General features: G+C 38.7%; 11 protein-coding genes. 3 read left to right on the top strand and 8 right to left on the bottom strand.

All coding sequences use genetic code 11. The features are described 5' to 3' along the window. The first annotated feature begins 26 nt into the window (after positions 1–26). Together KEM10_RS16030 and KEM10_RS16025 are read left to right on the top strand one after the other, a co-directional pair. The gene (locus KEM10_RS16030; protein WP_212217043.1) at positions 27–1,121 is read left to right on the top strand and encodes a sensor histidine kinase; all 1,095 of its coding nucleotides are present in this window, start codon (positions 27–29) and stop codon (positions 1,119–1,121) included. 4 nt (positions 1,122–1,125) lie between these two features. Further along, positions 1,126–1,833, top strand: coding sequence for a LytR/AlgR family response regulator transcription factor (locus KEM10_RS16025; protein ID WP_212217042.1), 708 nt, complete (start codon positions 1,126–1,128; stop codon positions 1,831–1,833). A gap of 95 nt (positions 1,834–1,928) precedes the next feature. On the opposite strand, the gene KEM10_RS16020 is transcribed toward KEM10_RS16025, so the two are convergent. After that, positions 1,929–4,328 carry a glycoside hydrolase family 3 N-terminal domain-containing protein gene (locus KEM10_RS16020; RefSeq protein WP_244825935.1) on the bottom strand — a complete coding sequence of 800 codons (2,400 nt, stop codon included), beginning with the start codon at positions 4,326–4,328 and terminating at the stop codon, positions 1,929–1,931. Positions 4,329–4,486: 158 nt separating this feature from the next. On the opposite strand from KEM10_RS16020, the gene KEM10_RS16015 reads away from it, so the two are divergent. After that, positions 4,487–5,236, top strand: coding sequence for an NUDIX hydrolase (locus KEM10_RS16015; RefSeq protein WP_212217041.1), 750 nt, complete (start codon positions 4,487–4,489; stop codon positions 5,234–5,236). A 156-nt stretch (positions 5,237–5,392) separates the two neighbouring features. On the opposite strand, the gene KEM10_RS16010 is transcribed toward KEM10_RS16015, so the two are convergent. The 7 genes from KEM10_RS16010 to KEM10_RS15980 all read right to left on the bottom strand — a co-directional run bounded on the left by KEM10_RS16010 (position 5,393) and on the right by KEM10_RS15980 (position 20,822). Continuing rightward, positions 5,393–6,586: an esterase gene (locus tag KEM10_RS16010; RefSeq protein ID WP_212217040.1), complete on the bottom strand. Its 1,194-nt coding sequence runs from the start codon at positions 6,584–6,586 to the stop codon at positions 5,393–5,395. 141 nt (positions 6,587–6,727) lie between these two features. Then, positions 6,728–8,806 carry a beta-galactosidase gene (locus KEM10_RS16005; protein ID WP_212217039.1) on the bottom strand — a complete coding sequence of 693 codons (2,079 nt, stop codon included), beginning with the start codon at positions 8,804–8,806 and terminating at the stop codon, positions 6,728–6,730. 375 nt (positions 8,807–9,181) lie between these two features. Further along, positions 9,182–11,317: a glycoside hydrolase family 3 C-terminal domain-containing protein gene (locus KEM10_RS16000; protein WP_212217038.1), complete on the bottom strand. Its 2,136-nt coding sequence runs from the start codon at positions 11,315–11,317 to the stop codon at positions 9,182–9,184. Between the two features lie 230 nt (positions 11,318–11,547). Then, a complete protein-coding gene (locus KEM10_RS15995; RefSeq protein WP_212217037.1) occupies positions 11,548–13,935 on the bottom strand; it encodes a glycoside hydrolase family 31 protein in 2,388 nt (795 codons plus the stop codon). A 543-nt stretch (positions 13,936–14,478) separates the two neighbouring features. Next, entirely contained in the window at positions 14,479–17,289 is a 2,811-nt protein-coding gene (gene galA, locus KEM10_RS15990; RefSeq protein ID WP_212217036.1) for a beta-galactosidase GalA, read from the bottom strand. A gap of 520 nt (positions 17,290–17,809) precedes the next feature. Beyond that, the gene (locus KEM10_RS15985; protein ID WP_212217035.1) at positions 17,810–19,336 is read right to left on the bottom strand and encodes an alpha-N-arabinofuranosidase; all 1,527 of its coding nucleotides are present in this window, start codon (positions 19,334–19,336) and stop codon (positions 17,810–17,812) included. Positions 19,337–19,343: 7 nt separating this feature from the next. Continuing rightward, positions 19,344–20,822, bottom strand: a complete 1,479-nt coding sequence (locus KEM10_RS15980; protein WP_212217034.1) for an arabinan endo-1,5-alpha-L-arabinosidase — start codon at positions 20,820–20,822, stop codon at positions 19,344–19,346. Between the last annotated feature and the right edge of the window lie 13 nt (positions 20,823–20,835).

Below are 20,835 nucleotides of genomic sequence, written 5' to 3'. Positions count from 1 at the left end.
ATGTGTATTTTGGCAATACCTAAAACTTGAAAGATAAAATGATCAACACTCCTCATAAAAAGGCTTTAACAATTGTAATGCATGTTTTAGCGTGGTTAGGGCTGGTAATTCTGCCTCAGTTAATCATTAATCGTTACTGGGGAAATCAGAATTTTATTGCCTGGGGCTTTTATTTGAATGCCACCATTTACGGAATCATTTTTTACATCAACTATTTATGGTTAGTACCTCGTTTTTACCTGAAGAAACAAAGACTTGTCTATTTTCTGCTTGGCATAGCATGCATTGGTATTTTTTATTTTGTGTCCGAACTGCTAAATGAAACTTTTATTCATAATCCGGAACGAGATCAAAAAATTGCAGAAGCATTTGAAAAACTAAGCGAGGACAAAATCATCCCCAAACCGCCACTAAGACAAATGCAAGTGTATTTCTTTGCCCTAACATCTGTTATTATCAGTGGATTTTCATTAGGATTACGTGTGATTGAAGAACATATTACAACTGAAAAAAAGCAAAAAGAACTGGAAAAGGAAAAGCTCAATTCGGAGTTGGCTTTTTTAAAAAACCAGATTAGTCCGCATTTCTTTTTTAATACCCTCAATAATATATATGCGCTAATCGAAATTAGTTCAAAAGATGCGCAGGCTTCTGTTTTAAAGCTCTCAAAAATGATGCGTTATCTGCTTTACGATTCGGAAAGTGGAAAAACTGAACTAAAACAAGAGGTTGATTTTCTGAATCATTACATTGATCTAATGCGATTAAGGGTTTCTTCAAAAGTGGAATTCGAGATTGAACTTCCTAATAATCATCTTCATTTACAAATTCCGCCATTATTGTTTATTCCATTCATCGAAAATGCATTTAAACATGGTATCAGTTATCGCGAAAAATCATTTATCAAGATAGAGATGAAGGTGATCGACAACCAAATATTATTTAAATGTATAAATAGTGTTTCATCATCAGCTGAAAGTAAAAAAGATGAAAAACACTCTGGCATTGGGCTGGAGAATGTAAAAAAGCGACTACAACTGTTATTTCCACTCAAACATCGTTTAGATATTTCGCAAACAGATGATGAATTTAGTGTTTATTTAAGTATTGAGATAGATTAAAAACATGATCAGAACCATTGCCATAGATGATGAACCGCTAGCATTACAATTGCTTACCAGCTATATTGAGAAAACACCTTTTCTTGAATTAATAGGTGCCTTTGATAACCCAATTGATGCATTGGAATTTCTGAATCATGAAGAAGTCGACCTGATGTTTATTGATATTCAGATGCCCGATTTAACAGGTGTTGAGTTTGCACGGATTCTGGAAAAACCACCTAAATTGGTTTTCACTACAGCCTATGAAAAATACGCACTGGAAGGTTTTAAACTTGAAGCCATTGATTACCTGTTAAAACCTTTTGGTTATGATGATTTTTTGAAAGCTGCTAAAAAAGCAGAAAAACAAATTGACTTAGAATCGCAGGAAACCGTTGATGCAAATAATTCCTTTTTGTTCTTAAAATCTGATTACAAAATCCGACGCATCAACTTTAATGATATACATTACATTGAAGGACTGAAGGACTATGTAAAAGTTTTTCTTCAACATCAGGACAAACCAATAATGTCATTGAATTCACTAAAAGCATTGGAATCAAAACTACCTGATGAGAAATTTATGCGGGTACATCGTTCGTTTATCGTTAATCTCGAAAAGATAGAAACCATTGACCGAAGCCGAATTGTATTTGGTAAAGAATATATTCCTGTCAGCGATCAATACAAAAAGCAGTTCAAAGACTTTCTGGATAAGAATTTCTTATAAAAAAAAGGCCTGACGAAGTTGAATAATATCAACTTGCCAGGCCTCATTGTCTGAATGCAAACTTCATAACATTCAAACCTCCTAAACCCAAATCTTTATTTTTTAGTTAAAATATTTAACTCCTTTATAGGCTTCATAGCTTCTGATACTTTTTCTACCACAGTAAATTCAGGCAAACTAAAATCTTTTGCCCCTTTAATATCAAGGCTTGAACTACCCACCAACAGTTGGTAATCACCATCTTCAGCCACCCACGACGATGTTGCTGTATCGAATGAAGCCAAATCTTTTGCTTCAATTTCAAAAGATAGCGTTTGCGATTCACCCGGCTGTAGTAAACCGGTTTTTCCGAAGTCAATCAAAGTAGCTTCGGGCTTCTCCATTTTTTCTGATGGTGCGTGTAAATAAACCTGCACTACTTCTTTACCAGCAACCTCACCGGCATTAACTACATCAACAGAAACAGTTATTTTTCCGTCAAATGCATCTTTGTCGGTTTTGATATTATCATATTTAAACGAAGTGTATGAAAGTCCATATCCGAATGGATAAGCCACCGGCACATCAAATGTGTTGTAATAACGGTATCCTACGTAAATATCTTCTTCGTGAAATACTTCCCAAGGCACACGTTTCATAAATGAAAACCCAGACAAATCTTCCGCTTCATCCACTTCTCCTTCAATTTCATGTCCGGGAAAAGTAGTATGAGTTGGTGTATCATCATAAGAAACAGGAAATGTAATAGCCAGCTTACCAGATGGGTTTACTTTTCCGGTTAAAATATCCACAACCGAATTACCACCTTCTTGACCACCTTGCCAGGCTAACAATACAGCATCAGGTATTTTACTCCACGAAGCTGTTTCTATCACTCCACCCACATTTAAAATAACCACCACTTTTTTACCTACAGCATGAAAAGCATCTGTTACCGTTTTGATCATTCCTTTTTCGGTTGCGGTAAGATAGAAATCTCCTTCAACTGGCTCTCTGTCGCCACCTTCTCCTGAATTACGACCAATGGTTATTAAAGCCATTTCGTTGGTAGCTGCCATTTTCTTTGCTAATGATGTACTTACTTCCATTTCAGCAACGGGCACTTTTCCTCCCATCAACACAGTCAGCCAATTATCTGATTTTTCACCCTTGGCCTGTTCTTTCTTAATATAGTCCTCGTAAGTAGTTGCTAATTCCTCATTTACAGCAATATTTCCGTTTGATAATCCTTCCATCAACGATACAGTGTATGCCTCATTTACATCACCACTACCCGTTCCTCCTGCAATAAAATCATATGATGTTGTGCCAAAAACAGCCGCATTGGCAATAGAGAAAGGAAGCGTATTTTCTTTGTTTTCCAACAACACCATTCCTTCAGTTGCCGCTTGACGGGTTATTTGAGCATGTGCCTTTAAATCTGGTTTATTACTATTTTGATAACCTTTAAACTTAGGCGATTTAAACATGACGGTAAAGATGCGAATCAGATTTTGATCCAATACCTTCTCATCTAACTGCCCTTCTTTTACAGCCGCTTGCAATCTCTCTATTTGCTCAGGTGTACCCGGCATAATCATATCGTTACCGGCCTTCATCTGAGCCACAACATCACTACCTCCGCCCCAGTCAGTCATTACATATCCTTCAAATCCCCAGTCATTTCGAAGAATCTTGGTTAATAAATCATGACTTTCAGAAGTATAGGTCCCATTTACTTTATTATATGATGACATCACTGTCCATGGCTGAGCATCTTTAACAGCAATTTCAAATCCTTTCAAATAAATTTCGCGCAAGGCACGCTGACTAACAGTTGCATCAACAGAAAGACGATTGGTTTCCTGGTTATTAACAGCGAAGTGTTTAATTGAAGTACCCACTCCATTAGACTGAACACCATTTACCATAGCGGCTGCCATCTTACCAGTCACTAATGGATCCTCAGAATAATATTCGAAGTTACGACCACAAAGAGGATCACGTTGAATATTCATACCCGGAGCCAATAAAACATCTGCTCCATATTCCAACACTTCATTTCCCATTGCTTGCCCCACTTTATAAATCAAATCAGTATCCCAAGTGGAAGCTAAAACAGTAGCAATTGGAAATGCCGTACAATAATAGGTTTGATCTTCCCCTTTTCGAGTTGGTTGAATACGTAATCCGGCTGGACCATCGGCCAATACCTGTGAACTAATATTTAATTCCGGAAATTCGGCTGAAAAACCAGCTGCTCCTGGAAGATAAGTGCGTATATGATCCACCATTTGTTGATAGGCGGTATCAATGATTTCTTTTTTCTCTTCAGGAAAGAAAAGTTTGGCAACAGAATCAGGCAAATCCATAAACATTCCTGTTCCAATCAACACCTGAGCTTTTTGCTCCAAATTCATTTTTGATACTATCATAGCAGCCTTTTCTTCTTGCGTTTGGTGTTTATTAGAAGGACTACAATTCATCAGTAGTAATGATAAAACAACTGTCGACATGACGAGGACAGTTTTTTTAAGGCGATCTCTTTTCATATTAATTAATTTAGTATTAGCCAATACGCTTACATTGCGTCATGGTTACACAATGATAATAACATTTTATAAATCATCAAAATTGGATTGTTATTTTTTTATACTTTTGAAATAAAAAGATATTGAATACGCCTTACCATAACAATCAGGAATTTTTATCCCATATATCAATTGATTCAGTTGTTTTTGGCTTTCACGAGAATGAATTGAAAGTTTTATTGCTTGAATTAAAAGACTTGGAAAAATATGCTCTCCCGGGTGGTTTTGTCAAAAAAGATGAAACCATTGAAGATGCTGCCTCAAGGATTTTAAAATGGAGAACGGGTTTAGATGAAATCTTTCTACAACAGTTTAAAGTTTTTAGTTCACCTGACCGATCAAAGGATAATCCAACCATTCCTATTATCAAATCACTTATTCCCAACATTGATATATCTTTTTATAATGATCGTTTTATCTCAATAGGATTTTTTGCTTTGGTTGAATACACTTTGGTAAATCCAAATCCGGATGAATTATCTATTAAATGTGAATGGGTAAATATTGATGATGCAAAAAATGTTATAATCGATCATAGCGATATAATTAACGGTGCCTTGGAAGCTTTACGAATTCAACTAAACTATTCGCCCATTGGATACAACCTGCTTCCTCAAAAATTTACCATGCCCGAGCTTCAGAAGCTTTATGAAACTATTTTGGGTAAACAGCTCGACCGACGTAATTTTCAGCGAAAAATATTATCGTACAATATCCTTAATCGATTGGATGAAAAACGAGTTGGCGTTGCACATAAATCGCCTTATCTATATGAATTTGATCTGGAGAATTATCAGAAAGCTTTAGAAAATGGTTTAAAAAGCGGATGGTAAAACACAGTTTGTTAGTTATTCGTCAGAAGACAGAAGGAGAAAGTCAAAATGCAAAAGTTAAAAGATCGGAGACCGATGACGGAAGACCGAAAATAAGAAGAAACAGTTCTTTATAGCAAATTGTTAAAAAAGAACCGTTCCATCAATATTTTCATCCTATTTAAACAATAGAGGAACAAACTCAGTAAGATAGTCTCTCCAGTTTTTCCAGATATGACCACCTTCCGATTCTACATAGGTATATTTCATTCCTAATGAATCTAACTTAGCACCAAAATCGACACTTGACTTATAAAGGAAATCTGTCTTTCCTATTCCTATCCAATACAGTTTATATCCATTCTCAATCTGTTTTTTAAGCGTGCCATCAATATCATTATAAACTTTCGATTCCATTTTTTGATCTGGCAAAATAGCCGCAGAAAACAATCCCACATAATCAAATGTATTGGGGTAATACCTTGAAATATGCAACGAATGATATCCTCCCATCGATAAGCCAGCTATTGCTCTGTGCGCTTTGTCTTTTTTAACCCGATAGTTGCTTTCCACAAAATTGATTACATCCATAAAAGTCTCTTCGTATGTACCATCCATGGTGTGAGGTAACTGGAACGTGGGTTTATACAAACCTTTAGGTGATTCTCCGGGAGCAGCTTGTTGAGCCACATTACCATTAGGCATAACCACTATCATTGGTTCAGCTTTTCCTTGGGCAATCAAATTATCCAAAATTTGCGAAGTTCGTCCCAATGCAATCCAGGCCTCTTCGTCGCCACCCATTCCATGCAAAAGATACAAAACCGGATATTTAGTTTTACCTTCTTCATACCTTGGCGGTGTATAAATTGTTAAACGACGGGCCATTTCATTTCCGGGAGAATTGTACCAACGACGGGCAACTGTTCCATGAGGCACATCATTTACACTATATAAATCAGCTTTTCCGCCACCAACAATAAACACATCGGTTATTGATGCCACATCACGGATCATATAAACATTGTTGGGATCACTCACTTTTAATCCGTCAACAATAAATGAATAACTATATAGTTCCGAAGCCAACTTATCTGATGTATAGCTCCACACCCCTTTCTCATCTTTCTTCATAAGAGCATTAATGGGTGCATCCGCTTCTCCGAAAGGAGTTTTTACTTTTTCGGTTGGAAGAAAATCACCAGTAACAAGCACCGTATCAGCTTTGGGAGCAAAAAAACGGAAAGTAACCGTTTTATCGTCATTCACTTCAGGAGAAACGATAGGTGCTCCTCCCCACAAGGCTTGCTGTGCCTTTAATGAGAATGTGCAGACGGCCAAAAGAGCCAAAAGAATTGTTTTTGATTTCATAATAATTTTAGTTAGAATAGTATTCTTTGCGTCAAACAGACACCAAGGTAATAATATTGTTCCAATATTTAATAAAAAAGCAATGAGCTCTTCACAAACTCATTGCCTTCAATTGATCACTAATTTATCTATGAAAAAAACCTATTTTTCTTGCCAAACAGTCACACCAGCAGGTGGCACCACTTTTTCACCAATTAATACGTTGGTTTGTTCATCTAATTTCAATTCATAATTTTCGGATGAATAATTAACAGCCACCCAGAATCCATCTCGATATTGTACAAATACTCCTTCGGGATAATCTTCAACCTCAACATTATTTGCTTCATAAGCACTTTTCAGGATATCTTTTTCCAACTGACCATCGGTTGATTCAGTACCAATGTACCATAACGTACCTTTACCAATTTTTTTCTTCAGCACACATGCAGTACCCTTATAAAACTGATCGTCGTACGATGCCTGTACATTAGTATCTTTGTATGGCTTAATTAAATCGCCCCATGAACTCCATTGGTAGGTTTTATCTCCTGCAACAATATTACCCGTTCTGCCGCCGGGCAACATATCAAACTGCTCAATTTCTCCTCCAATCAAATCATTCATTATTCCTGAAAGATTGCTTTCCCATAAATGGGCATTTTTATCTTTTGCTCCGGTACGCGTTGAAATAATCAAGTTGCCACCTTTTTCAACATACTTTGTCCATTTGGCAACCAAAGCCTCATCCACCATTTCGTAGGCTGGTACTACAATAAACTCATAGTCTTCAAAGTCATCTTCTTCGGTGATAAACGAAACTGGAGCACCCAACGAATGTAAAATACCCTGATAACGCTGCATATGGCTCCAGGTGTTCCATTGGTATGTCTGACGCTGACGATCGAGATTCCACAAATTATCGAACGACCACATCACTGCTGTTTTACGGTTTTTCAGTATCTCAGGAGTTTTAGCTTTTGATGAATATTGCTTTCTTAACTGCTTCATTTCATTAACCACCTGCACATATTCTTCGCCACCCTGACTTAGAGTAACTCCATCGGTGGTAACAATGCCATGATGATATTGCTCTGAGCCATACAACACCTGACGATAACGATAAGTACAAGCGTAAGAGCTTCCGCCAGCAAAGCAATGCCACAACCACATTCTTACCGTTCCGGGCTGAAGCAATGAATTATGATTGGCCCAATTAACCTGCCCCGGCTGCAATTCCATCACTCCCGTTACTCCATCAACCGACTTATAATAATCGTTGGCATACATCAAAACAGTATGATCACCTAAACGAAAGCCTAAATCACCAAGATTATTGCTGCCATAATTCGGATAAGCTGTAAAAGAGGCAAAATCCATTTTGTTACTTCTTCGAGGATCTGTCTGTCCGCCTTTGGCCACGTAGTTGGTGGTGATATACTGCGAAGGCTCAATGTATTTACGTAATTCCTCAGCCTGAAAATCAAGAAAAGCACCTTGTGTATCGGCTGTATATCGTTTAAAGTCAAGCAAAGCAATAGGATTTGCACCCCACCATCCTACTGATGTAGCATTATAAATATGTACCTCATCAAACGATGAAAATAACTGACTCCAAAACCGTGTTCCCCAAGCATCATTTAATGCTTCAACGGTTGTATATTTTTCTTTCAACCATTCTTTAAAAGCCTTTTGTGACGATGGACTGTAATCTTCTTTAGCTTCGGGTTCGTTGTCGATTTGCCAACCAATTACTGTTTTATTTTTACCGTATCTCTTGGCCATTTCAGCCACAATCTGCTGTGTTTTCTCCAAAACAACCGGATTTGATAACGACATATTAGCACGAGCTCCATGCTCCTCGCGTTGATAGTTGGCATCCATCAAATAGATTTCGGGATATTTAATTCCCATCCAAACAGGTGGACAAGGTGTTGGTGTTCCTAAAATCACCTTCAACTTATATTTTGTTGCCAGATCGATCACTTTATCCAGCCACGAAAAATCATACTTACCTTCCTCTGGCTCCATCATAGCCCAGGCAAATTCGGCCATGTGGATAAATTCAAATCCGTGATCAGCAATATTCTTAATGTCGCGTTCCCATTGTTCAGGATTCCAATGTTCAGGGTAATAATAAACCCCCACCGACATTAGATCTTTCTTATTAAAAAATTCTTGTGCATTGATGCTTCCTGCAATGAAAGCTATCAATAACAGACTCAAAATCTTTCTCAACATTCTATTTTAGTTTATCCTTTTTAAACAATATATTCTAACACATTTAAAGATTACAAACCGCTCAAGCCGCGGAGGCTATTCATTTGTTCACATGGTGCATACCTTTTATCGAATTCACAATTTTCAATTCTTGTTTTGACACAAGAAACGAATCAACAGTTGAACCCACTTTGGGGTTCCTTTATCATACGTTCATATTCCACGGGTTCCACCCGTGGCTATTCATATTAAATCCTTTCAGGATTTGAAAATGTCTAAAGGACATTAACAATAATAGCCTCGTGCGGAGCGCGAGGTGACTATTTGACTAATGATACAACCCCGAAAGTGGGTTGAACTTTGCTATAAAACAATTTGAACTATTGATTCGCATTATTAGTTTATTTCTATATTCTTCTTTAGTCTGATATTATCAGATGAACTTCCAACCAAAACGGTAATAGTTCCTTTTTCCAATACCATCTGTTTTGCAACCTCATCCCAATAACAAAGATCTTTGAATTTAACCGGTATTTCAATGCGCTCGGTTTTTCCTTTTTTGATCTCCACGCGTTGAAATCCCTTTAATGTTTTTATTGGTCTGATTACTTTAGAATCAGGGAAAGAAACATATACCTGAACCACTTCATCACCATCTACCTTACCAATATTGGCAACATCTAAAGAAACCAACAATTGATCATCATCTTTCTTTACATCCAAATTTTGATATTCAAACTGAGTATAACTCAAGCCGTAACCAAAGGCATATAACGGAGGTTCGGTTGAATACATATAGGTTCGATTATTCCATATATTATAATCCAACAGATCGGGCAATTGACCTATGTTCATAGGCCATGTCTGTACCAAACGACCTGCAGGATTATAATCACCTGACAGCACATCGGCCAACCCATGCCCCATTTCCTGACTATTGTGTGTGATGTGAACTATTGCAGGTAAATTATGGTTGGACCAGTTAATGGCATACGGGAAACTGCTCACCAACACTAAAGTTGTATTCTGATTCTGCTCATAAATCTTTTTAATCCATTCTTCATCTTCGAGATTGATGGATTTTCGATCCACCGATTCTTTACCGTAGCTATCGCGGGTTACTTTAGCCCATCCTGCATCGCCTGTTGGATGATTACCGCCAAACACCAAAACCATATCCGCTTCTTTAGCTGCAGTAAGAGCATCGCTAAATAAAGAATCGGGTACATAGGTAATTTCCATATTCTTTCCGAAACGCTCTTGCAAACCTTGCAATGGAGTCACCACATAAGGATCCGAACCAGAGTACCAATCCAATAATACCTGATCAGCCAACTGACCAATTACTGCCAGTTTATTTATTTTCTTTTTGTTGATGGGCAAGGTTGAATTTTTATTCTTTAATAACACAATAGATTTTTGCGTTGCTTCTCTTACAATCTTCTTCGATTCTTCATTCAACCATGGTTCTGTTTCATCATTACCACCGATTGATGCATATGGATTATTGGTTTGATCATCCAATAAACCCAGTTTTATCATCACCCGAAAAACGCCACTCAAAACCTCATCAATTTCATCTTCCGATACAAATCCGTTCTCCACACCTTGGGTGATGGCGCCCTTATAATCATCCAAAAACTGGTTGATACCAAACTTAACCGCCATGGAAGCTCCCATCTCAATGGAATCGTAATATTTATGATCTGAGATCAATAACTTCAAAGCACCACCATCGGTACAGATAATTCCGTTTTGCCCCCACTCGTCAACGGTTAATTCCTTTAGTAAAGGACTAACCATCATAGGTACTTCGTTCACCTTATTGTACGCAGCCATGTAGGCTCGTGAACCTCCATCCTCTACTCCCATTTGAAAAGGCAAAGCATAATACTCGCGCAACTGACGTTCGTTAAAGTTGGAGGTTGACCAGGTTCGGCTATCCTCGTTACTATTCGCCAGAAAATGTTTCATTAATGAGGCTACTTGCCAATGATTCTCATCCGGGCCTTGCAATCCCTTTATAAAAGCCACCGACATGGTTCCTACCAAAAACGGATCTTCGCCGTAGCATTCTTCTGTTCTGCCCCAACGAGGATCGCGACCTAAATCGGCATTAGGAGCCCGAACCACCAAACCTCCCCTTTTGTATTTGGGCGATTGAGCCATATAGCGAACTTCATATCCTTCAATTTCCCCCATTTGCCGCATCAGGGTAGTATCCCAAGTTTGTCCCATTCCATACGATTGGGGAAACGTAGTTGTAGGCACAGGATTATCTTTGCCCCAACCTCCCGGTTCTCCCATCGCCAGTCCGTGCAATCCTTCTACATGACTCGTTGCCTCTAATCCCAATCGTGGAACAGATGGATTAGTACTTAAACAAACAATCTTTTCTTCTAGCGTCATTAACGAAAGCAGATTATCAATCCTTTTTTCGGCTTCCAATTTTGGGTTTTGAAAAGGATAGGATTGAGAAAACATTCTTATCGGGAGAATTAAAAACAGTAATATTAATATAGGTTGCTTCATTTAACAGACTTATAGATTTTAGACTTTTAGAAGTCAGACTGATTTACCTGATGCTTAAACTAATTATTCAACCCACTTCAGGGTTGTCGTAAATGTTGTTCAATAACCATGGGGGTTAATCTATGGTTATTGTTGTTTTATCCCTTTGGGATATCATTTTTAGCATAGTTTTACTTTTACAACGCAGATCCATTCACTTTATCTACGCCTTCATATGTCCCTGTTTAGTACTATTGGTTCTCAGTAATATTGAATTTTACTCCTTTAAGCGATCCTTTGGTTAACGACAGTTGATCATCTTTCTTTTCGACACTTACCTCAACCAATTGATTGTTGGATGGCAAGCAAATGATTCCTTCTGCTTTATTGGTAGTACCGCAGAATGCACGCAGTTCCAATTTTGACCAATCCATATCTTTGGTGCTTTGTGCAAGCTTGATGTGAGGTATAACACTTCCTTCTCGAACCAACATTACAATAGGTATTTCACCCGCTTCGATACTATGCCATCCACCGGCATATGATTTTCCGGTTTGATAATCGATCCAGTTTCCTTTGGGCAGATATACATTACGTTCGCTTACTTCTTCAAACAATGGAGCCACCAAAATATCGGAACCAAATAAATACTCATCATCAACCAACCACGAACCCGGATCATCAGGAAACTCAACAAACAAAGCGCGCATCATGGGCAGACCTTGCTCGGTACACTGTTTGGCTTGCGCATAGATATACGGCATCAACTCATAACGCATATTATCAGCCTTTTTGAAATCTTCCAAAAAGCTTTTGCTGTATTCCCATGGTTCTTTTGGCGGTGCTCCGTGGCTACGCGTATGCGATGTTAGCATTCCAAAGGGTGTCCAACGACGATAAAGCTCTTCGGGCGTTTTCAAAACAAATCCACCAATATCGTGACTCCAGAATGAAAATCCACTTAAACCAATTGATAAACCTCCTCGTAAAGCGGCCGTCATTGCTGTATTGGTATTGGCCGGATCGCCACCCCAATGCAAAGGATATCGCTGACTGCCAGCCCAGGTACTTCGAGCCCACATAATCTGCTCGCCTTTGATCTCTTTAGTAATGTCGGCAACGGCTTTGTTATATCGTAATGGATACAGGTTATGCTCGTAAAATCCTGTTCTGCCTGAGGCATAAATACCATTGTATGGAGCCGCTTCACCAAAATCAACCTTAATGGCTCCCACACCCAATTTCAACAGTCCTCCAATTTTTTCCTGATACCATGCTACTGTTTCAGGATTAGAAAAATCCAGTACTACATCTTCGTAAGGAAGATTCCCCTTGGCATTTTTTACGTACAAACCTTTATCAACAATCTCGTTAAACAGTGTGTTTTGAGGAACAAAATAAGGTAGTTGCCATAAACAAGTCTGAAAGCCTTGCTTCTTCAAATCCTTAATCATCGAAGCAGCATCATCAAAACGCGATTCGGAAAATTGATAATCGCAACGCCAATCGGTTTCGAACCATCCGGTATCGAAATGAATTACATCGCAAGGCACTTCATTATCGCGAAGCTTTTTAGCCACTTCTCGTCCTTCCTCTTCTGAGAAATAGGTAATACGACTCATCCAAAAACCAAAACTCCAAAGCGGCGGCATGGCAGCTTTTCCGGTCAAATCGGTGTACTCATCCAATATATCTTTAGGATCGCCCAGAAAAACGAATAAATCCAATGATTCATCACCAATCATCAACGAATTAACACCGCCGAAATATTTACCAAAATCGCAGGTGATGGGCGTTGATGTATGCATAAACATTCCGTAACCGCGGTTACTCATAAAAAACGGAATGGGCTTGTACATGGTCTCGTTTTGAATACCGTTGGCATCATCGGTACATAACACCACTTTTTGTCCACGCTTATTAAACCCGGTATACGACTCGCCACAACCAAAAATCATTTCGTTTGGCTCCAAAGTAAAAGCCGCATTTACACTTCGCGAATAATCTTCAGCACGTCGAACAAAAGAAAACGGCATGATAGGTGTGTAAGTGGTTTCGGCATTATCGATGTGATGATTGGTTTGCGTCAGCAACTTTCCATCCACATCATAGAATGAAACCCTCCACGGATTAACGCTGATAACTACCTTGCCATATTTCGAAGTATAGGTATGCTTTCCTTCTGCTGAAGAATACTTCCACGAATGATCGACCGGTGCCGTACCATCAACCAACATCAACGACGGTTGATCTACCGATTTATCCATACCTGTTTGCATACGCAATCGTACAGTACGTGGAGAAACAAACTCCAGCTTAAAAGGTAAAGTAGGTGTTGACTGGTATTCGCCTTCAGGAAACTCGTTAGGCTCAACAGGCCGAAGAACCCCCAACATGTTGTTAAAAGCATAGCGGGTTTTATATTCGTACCGCGAGTATTTAACTTCTCCTGACCCTGTTTTGGGATCGAAGGATGAAAGCTCATCGGCAAAGTAGTAGGTGTTTTTAAAATCGTAGAAGTCTTTACTTATGTCGATGGGTTCGTTTACCAGACCAATATTTTGAAGTTGGGCTAACATCGAATTGGACATCATCAGCAATACAGATACTGAAAACAGCCAGTAGATATATTTATTCATTTCGTATGAGATTTAGTATTTTCTGATCAAAGCTTAAAAATACAAGTCTCAATAAGTTAACACATGTATAAAATGTTAACAATGGCTGATATTTGGTATCCAAAACATCTATTTATGCACAGCTACCCTATCATTATCAAATATTAAATACTCACCTTGCTAAGGAAGTGCATTAGTATTTAATAATTGCCTCACCAAAAAATCGGAAAGGCTTTTATGATTCAATAATTACTTCTCCGAACGATTGGTGAGCCTTTTATGGAGTACTAACGAGTGTGGTGACGAATGGGTGGCATTAGGGAATGATAATAACACCTTAAAATTGATTTTGATGTGTCATGCACAAATGAATCATCGATTGAACCCAGTTCGGGGTTCAAATGCAATACGTATATACCATAGGTTTCACCCATGGCTACTCAAATTAAATCCTTTTAGGATTTAAAGGGCAATATCTAACTTAGCTACTTTGGGTAGAAAGCTAAAAAAAGCAGAAGAACCGAAATCCTTCTGCTTATTAATTATAGAGTTAACTGAAAACTGCTATTCAACCGTTAAAATCAACTTTGTACTTTTCAAGCCCTCTGCTGTAGCATTCAGGATAATTTCGCCCGTACCGCTTTCGTCGGGCTGAACAATAACTTGCGCCAATCCATTAAACAATTTACGTTGCCACTGATCGGCAGCCTTCACCATTTGAATATCGCCAAGGTGCTTATTAGGCTCGTCCCATTGATTTGGAGGAGGCAATGGCACACCCACCAAAACAAGTTTGTTGGTTCCTTCTTTCAACAACGCATTATCGATATTAAACACAGCCATCTCATCTAAATTACCATCCATAGGTTGAATGGCGGTTCCATTTAAATAAGCTTGTAGATGATCGCCTACCTTTTTAGAGTACCAAATAAATTTACCCTTAGCAACATCGTCTTTGGTTAAATCAAATTGAGTAACCATCATCTTGTTTTTCGAATCTTTCTCTAACACATCCGTTGCCTCCGATGGCAGATCAATATCTGCTTCACCTAAACCATATTTTTCGATATTGGGTGTTTGAATCACTTCATATTCGTCGAAGAATTTATCTTTTTCTAACGATGTTGGATTACCGTTTCCAACACCTATCAAGTGCGCTGGTCCTTCTACCGAAAACTTAATTAAATTATCCGCCACAGGAACCGAACGACCTTTTTTATCCAGCACTTTAACGGTAACCACTGCCAAATCGTTAGCACTGTTTTTTAGTCTGGTTTTATGAGCTGTTAACTCAACACGATATGCATCAGCTGTTGTTTCAACGGTTTCTTCCATTACCTTTTTACCTTTAGTGTACCCCACAGCCTTTAATTTACCGGGCTTGTAGATCACAGGCCATTCGAGATGCTCATTTACTTCCATGGTTTTACGACCTAATGTTTTACCGTTGAGAAATAGCTCCACCTCATCGCAATTACTATACGCCCAAACCTGAATGGTATCACCTTCTTTTCCGGCCCAATTCCAGTGAGGAAGAAGATGCAAAACAGGTTCGTTACCCCACCACGATTTCAAGTAGAAAACATTGTCTTTGGGAAATCCACATAAATCCATCATACCAAAATAGGAAGTGATAGATGGCCATGCATAAGGCGTTGGTTCGCCACGGTAATCAAATCCTGTCCATATAAACATACCGGCTAGGTAATCGCGCTCAGCATAATGCTTCCAACTAGTTTCAATAGTTTCCCACGATGGACGAGGCAAATGATCGTAAGCTCTCATATAGTGTTTGTCGGGATCGTCGAAATAGATTCCGCGTGTTGCCCAGGTTGATCCTTCTTCAGTACCCATCGATGGTTGATCAGGAAATAACTCGTGATGCTTATCGGTATCCCATTGGCCCAGATAATTGTAACCCATTACTTCAACAGCAGCCGAAACGCCTTGATTACAACCACCACTAACAGCTGCATTCATTGGGCGGGTTGGATCAAGAGTACGTGCAAAATTCTGCATAGTAGTGGTGATACGTTCACCTAACACATTGCACTCGATGCCCCACTCTTCGTTACCCATCGACCACACAAAAATACAAGGATGGTTGCGGTCTCGACGAATTAATCGCTCCACTTCATCAAAAGCCTCCTGATGACTTCCCATCAAGCGGTTTTCGTCAATCACTAAAATTCCCATTTCATCGCACATATCCAATAACTCAGGCGTTGCCGGATTGTGTGAACTACGATAAGCATTGCTCCCAAAGTTTTTCAACTGTTGCAAACGCCAGCGAATAAGTTCGTCGGGCATGGCACAGCCTACTCCCGCATGATCCTGATGATTATTGGTTCCTTTCAACTTCACATGCTTCCCGTTTAAGAAAAAGCCCTTATCGGCATCGAAATGAACCGTACGAAACCCTGTGCGCGTTTTGTACTCGTCAATTACTTTTCCATCCACTACAATCTGCGTGATGACCTTATGCAAATACGGATCTTCTAACGACCACAAATGAGGATTAGCCACATCCATCGTTAGATCAACCTCTCCTTTAGCCATAGCTGCTATAGTGTTTTCGCCACTCTTAGCTTTGGCCAGCACCTTACCTTCGGCATTTACTATTTGTTGAGAAACGATATAAGTTGATGCTTCCTGATTACGATTTTCGACCTCTGTTTTAACCGTAACTTTAGCTTTATCGGCATCAATGTCGGCAATAACAAATGTTCCGTTTTTTCGAACATGCAAAGGTGCGTTCATTTGCAACCAAACATGGCGATAAATACCAGCTCCTTCGTAGTACCAACCTTCTTCCAGAGTAACATCAGCACGAACGGCCACCACATTCTCACCACCGTAGTTTAATATGTCGGTAATATTATATCCGAAGCTTTGGTAACCACTTGGTTCATTTCCTAAATAATGACCGTTCACCCATACTTTTGCATCTCTCGATACTCCTTCGAAATCGATATAAAACTGCTTTCCATAATCAGCTTCATCAACCGTAAAGTGTTTCCGATACCAGCCCACACTAACATCGGGGAAATTCCGACCAATTGCTTTGTATCCGTGACTATGACTTCCTTTTGCATCAAAAGGCACTTCAACAGCCCAATCGTGAGGTAAATTAAGCGGACGCCAGGTTCGGTCGTCGAATGCAACAGCCGCAGCCCCATCGCCAAATCCTGCTTTGGCCAGATAAGTAAAATAGCTGGTTCCGGTGTTAAAATCCTTTTCTACATCGCATGGATGGCCAAACGCAAATTTCCAATCCTTATCAAAATTGATTCTTTCTCTAACAACTTGTGCAAACAAACCGGGCATTAGTGTTAATAACCCAATTAATAAGATAGCCTTTTGATTCAAATTCATATGTAAACAGTTCTTTTCAACTTCAGCAATTTACTTTAATCATTTGTGGCGAAATAATGAAAATCGATCGTTTTTTTGATGGATTATGTCAAAGTACTAGCCAGTAGATTTTAGTCAGTAGAAATGCAATGAGTACAAAGTATCAAGACTTTTTACAGCATATTAAGACCAGACATTCTTCAATCAAAGCATTATTTCGTCGTTTACGAAAATAGTATTTATTGAAGTGCCTTGGTTTATTGTTTGTTTCCGATTGGGTAGGAAAATGTTAATACAACCTATAGTTCACCCACTATTCAGTTTCTATATCTTTTTGTACAACAACAATTTCATCATACATTGTAGGGCTTGGTTGATATACAACTCCGTTCGAATTTCATTTTGTGAAGAATCAATATTCAATAAATATTTATAGAAACAAAAAATGCCACAAAACAACAAGGTCTTGTGACATTTATATCTTAAGTGATTACTATCCGATTAAAAAAGGCAGGTCAACCCGACCTGCCTTACCAAAATACTAATCCAATGTAATCAACACAACTGATTTCGCTGGTATTTTTAATTTAATCTTTCCATTCTTTGGTTTACCAACCTTGAATTCTTTTAATGATACTTCTTCAGGCTGATCAAAATCGTTTAACGATTGTAATTTATCACCTGTTACAATCATACCTGTGGCATTTTTATAATCACCATCAAAAGCATATTCAATTTCTTCTTCCTGGTTAGGATTCAAATTACAAACCGTCATATTTAACTTTCCATCTTTAACCGAAGCTGATGCATTTAAAGCAGGTATTTCTTTTCCGTCTACTGTATACATTTCTGTTTCAACATCCAATGGCACCAAAGTAGCATCTTGGTGAACACTGTACATTTTAAAGATGTAGTAAGTAGGCGTTAATAACATCTTATCCTCACGAGTAAGAATAACCGATTGGATAACATTCACCATTTGAGCTATGTTAGCCATTTTAATACGATCAGCATGATTATTGAAAATATTCAAATGAATTCCGGCTAAGATGGCATCTCTTAAGGTGTTTTGTTGATATAGGAAACCCGGGTTTGTACCTGGTTCACAATCATACCATGCACCCCACTCATCCACAATCATGTCGATTTGTTTTTTAGGATCGTACTTATCCATTATAGCCGAGTGATTATTAATCAACTCTTCCATATAGTAAGTTTTTTGCATAGTAAGGTGATATTCGGCTTCATCAAAATCTCTGGCTGACCCTTTGTTTCCCCAACCTCCCGGGTGAACATAGTAGTGAAGTGACAAACCATCAACAATATGCTTGTAACGTTCCAATTTCTTCATCAATACTTCTGTCCAGTTGTAATCTGCAACGTTGGCACCACCGGCAATTTTATAATCAGCACCATGACAATAAGTAGCATAGTTTCTGTAAAGATCTGCATAATACTCAGGAGTCATGTTACCACCACATCCCCAGTTTTCGTTACCAATTCCCCAGTATTTTACTTTCCAGGGTTCTTCACGTCCGTTTTGCTTACGCCATTCGGTCATTGGGCTTTTGTTGGCCGAAGTAACATACTCAACCCACTCTTTTGCTTCGCGTACAGAACCCGAACCTACATTCAGGTTGATATAAGCATCAGCTCCAATTAATTCACAAAAATCAAGGAATTCGTGTGTTCCAAAGCTGTTATCTTCGGTTACTCCTCCCCAGTGAACATTTACAATGGAAGGACGCTCACTTTTAGGTCCGATTCCATCTTTCCAGTTATAAGTATCGGCAAAACATCCTCCCGGCCAGCGTAACAGTGGAATTTGCATTTCGCGCAATGCATCGATGATATCTACGCGAAAACCTCTAACATTTTCAATAGACGATCCTTCTCCAACGTAGAACCCGTCGTAAATACAACGCCCAAGGTGTTCAGCAAAATGACCGTATATATCTCTATTGATAGTTGTTTCGGCCTTATCGGTATGGGCCGTAATTTTGTTTTGTGCAAAAATTGTTGATGTGCACAACAATATTGCAGCTGTAAGAATAGATTGAAGTTTCATTATTAATTTATTTAACTGATGTTACTTTTTTACCCCAAATACCACGGCCGTTTGGCAAGATTCCACTAAAAAGAATTGTTTCGTTCTCAAGCTCCCAGTCCCATCCTCTAAATACTGCACATTCAATTTTATTCTTGTTTTCGTCAACCAGGTATAAAGTTTCCTTTTTCAACTCGTAAGATACGATATTTCCTGATTTTTTAACTTCAATCTTTCCATCTTCACTCCATTTTGCTTCCTCTGATAAGTTAAATGCCTCAGGCTTATACACCCATCCTCCTTCGGCATATAGTTTTTTATCCGGTATATCATCCAAAACAATTACTTCCCATGATCCGGCTAATTCCTCTGCTTTAATTTCTTTATGGTTATCAATGATATTATATCGCTCAGGAGAAAGCACAGGCCAGCCATTGGATAACCACTTTATTTCGCGCACATGCATTTGCAACGCTAAATTTTCAGGAGCCAAACGTCCCTGGTGCATCACATAATACTTACCATCATCATTTAATACAGCATTATGTGCATTTCCATTCCACCCAGGATGATTGTTAAACATATAACTATGCGTTAGAATCGGATAGTTATCTTTTGTATCTACCATATCATTCCCAAAATAGTCGAGGAACGGACCGGTTGGTATTTTTGATCGTCCAACACGAATATTATAAAAACTAAACAGCGAATCGTACGACACAAAAAGATAGTACATATCCTGTTCTTCATTGTACACTATTTCAGGAGCTTCAATAACTCTCTGATGGCCATTTTCCAAGCGTGCAATCAAATGACCTTCATCACCAGCTGTTAAGGCCAAACCAGTCTCCGGATCCAGTTCCATGCAATATAATCCACCAAAGAACGAACCGTACATCATCCAGTCTTTGCCTGTTTTATGATCTGTAATAACCGATGGATCGATGGCATTCATCTTGCTTTCGCGAGTTGTTTTTACAACTTCACCTTTATTTTCCCATGGTCCAAGAGGTGATTTGGCTGTTGCCATACCTATATAAGATGCATTGGATCCAAAGAAGGATACTGAATAGTACAAGCGAAACTCATCTCCCACCTGACGAATAAATGGAGCCCACATATTATCTGCGGCATGACCACCATTTACTTTTTTAACATACTCTAGTGCTTCAGCAGGTGTTTGATCAAATACCCATCCTTCAAACTTCCAATTAACTAAATCTTTAGAACTCCGAATTGGTAACTTCCCTATATGAATGGTGTCATCCATAAAGTTAATATTAGGTGGAGTAAAATAAGCTCCCGTAGCATATACATAGTAGGTATCGCCAACCTTAACACATGATGGATCATGCACATTAGCAGCATTCCACTCATGACGATGACTTAAACTTGAAATATTGGTATAATCATCGGTGTAAGGATTTTTTTTCTCCTCTTTTTTTACTTCCATCGTACATGCCTGAAGTCCGAAAGCACATAAAAGTATGTAAGGTATATATTTCATCTCGCCTTTAGTT

It is taken from the genome of Carboxylicivirga linearis, assembly GCF_018271995.1.
Taxonomy (GTDB): Bacteria; Bacteroidota; Bacteroidia; order Bacteroidales; family Marinilabiliaceae; genus Carboxylicivirga; species Carboxylicivirga linearis.
Note: the sequence above shows the minus strand (reverse complement) of the source record. Positions and strands in the feature narration are given on the sequence as shown.

Bases quoted from the DNA above. Each gene is read 5' to 3' on its own strand.
- KEM10_RS16025 (WP_212217042.1), top strand. From the start codon at position 1,126: ATGATCAGAACCATTGCCATAGATGATGAACCGCTAGCATTACAATTG.
- KEM10_RS16020 (WP_244825935.1), bottom strand. From the start codon at position 4,328: ATGTCGACAGTTGTTTTATCATTACTACTGATGAATTGTAGTCCTTCT.
- KEM10_RS16010 (WP_212217040.1), bottom strand. From the start codon at position 6,586: ATGAAATCAAAAACAATTCTTTTGGCTCTTTTGGCCGTCTGCACATTC.
- KEM10_RS16005 (WP_212217039.1), bottom strand. From the start codon at position 8,806: ATGTTGAGAAAGATTTTGAGTCTGTTATTGATAGCTTTCATTGCAGGA.
- KEM10_RS16000 (WP_212217038.1), bottom strand. From the start codon at position 11,317: ATGAAGCAACCTATATTAATATTACTGTTTTTAATTCTCCCGATAAGA.
- KEM10_RS15995 (WP_212217037.1), bottom strand. From the start codon at position 13,935: ATGAATAAATATATCTACTGGCTGTTTTCAGTATCTGTATTGCTGATG.
- galA (WP_212217036.1), bottom strand. From the start codon at position 17,289: ATGAATTTGAATCAAAAGGCTATCTTATTAATTGGGTTATTAACACTA.
- KEM10_RS15985 (WP_212217035.1), bottom strand. From the start codon at position 19,336: ATGAAACTTCAATCTATTCTTACAGCTGCAATATTGTTGTGCACATCA.
- KEM10_RS15980 (WP_212217034.1), bottom strand. From the start codon at position 20,822: ATGAAATATATACCTTACATACTTTTATGTGCTTTCGGACTTCAGGCA.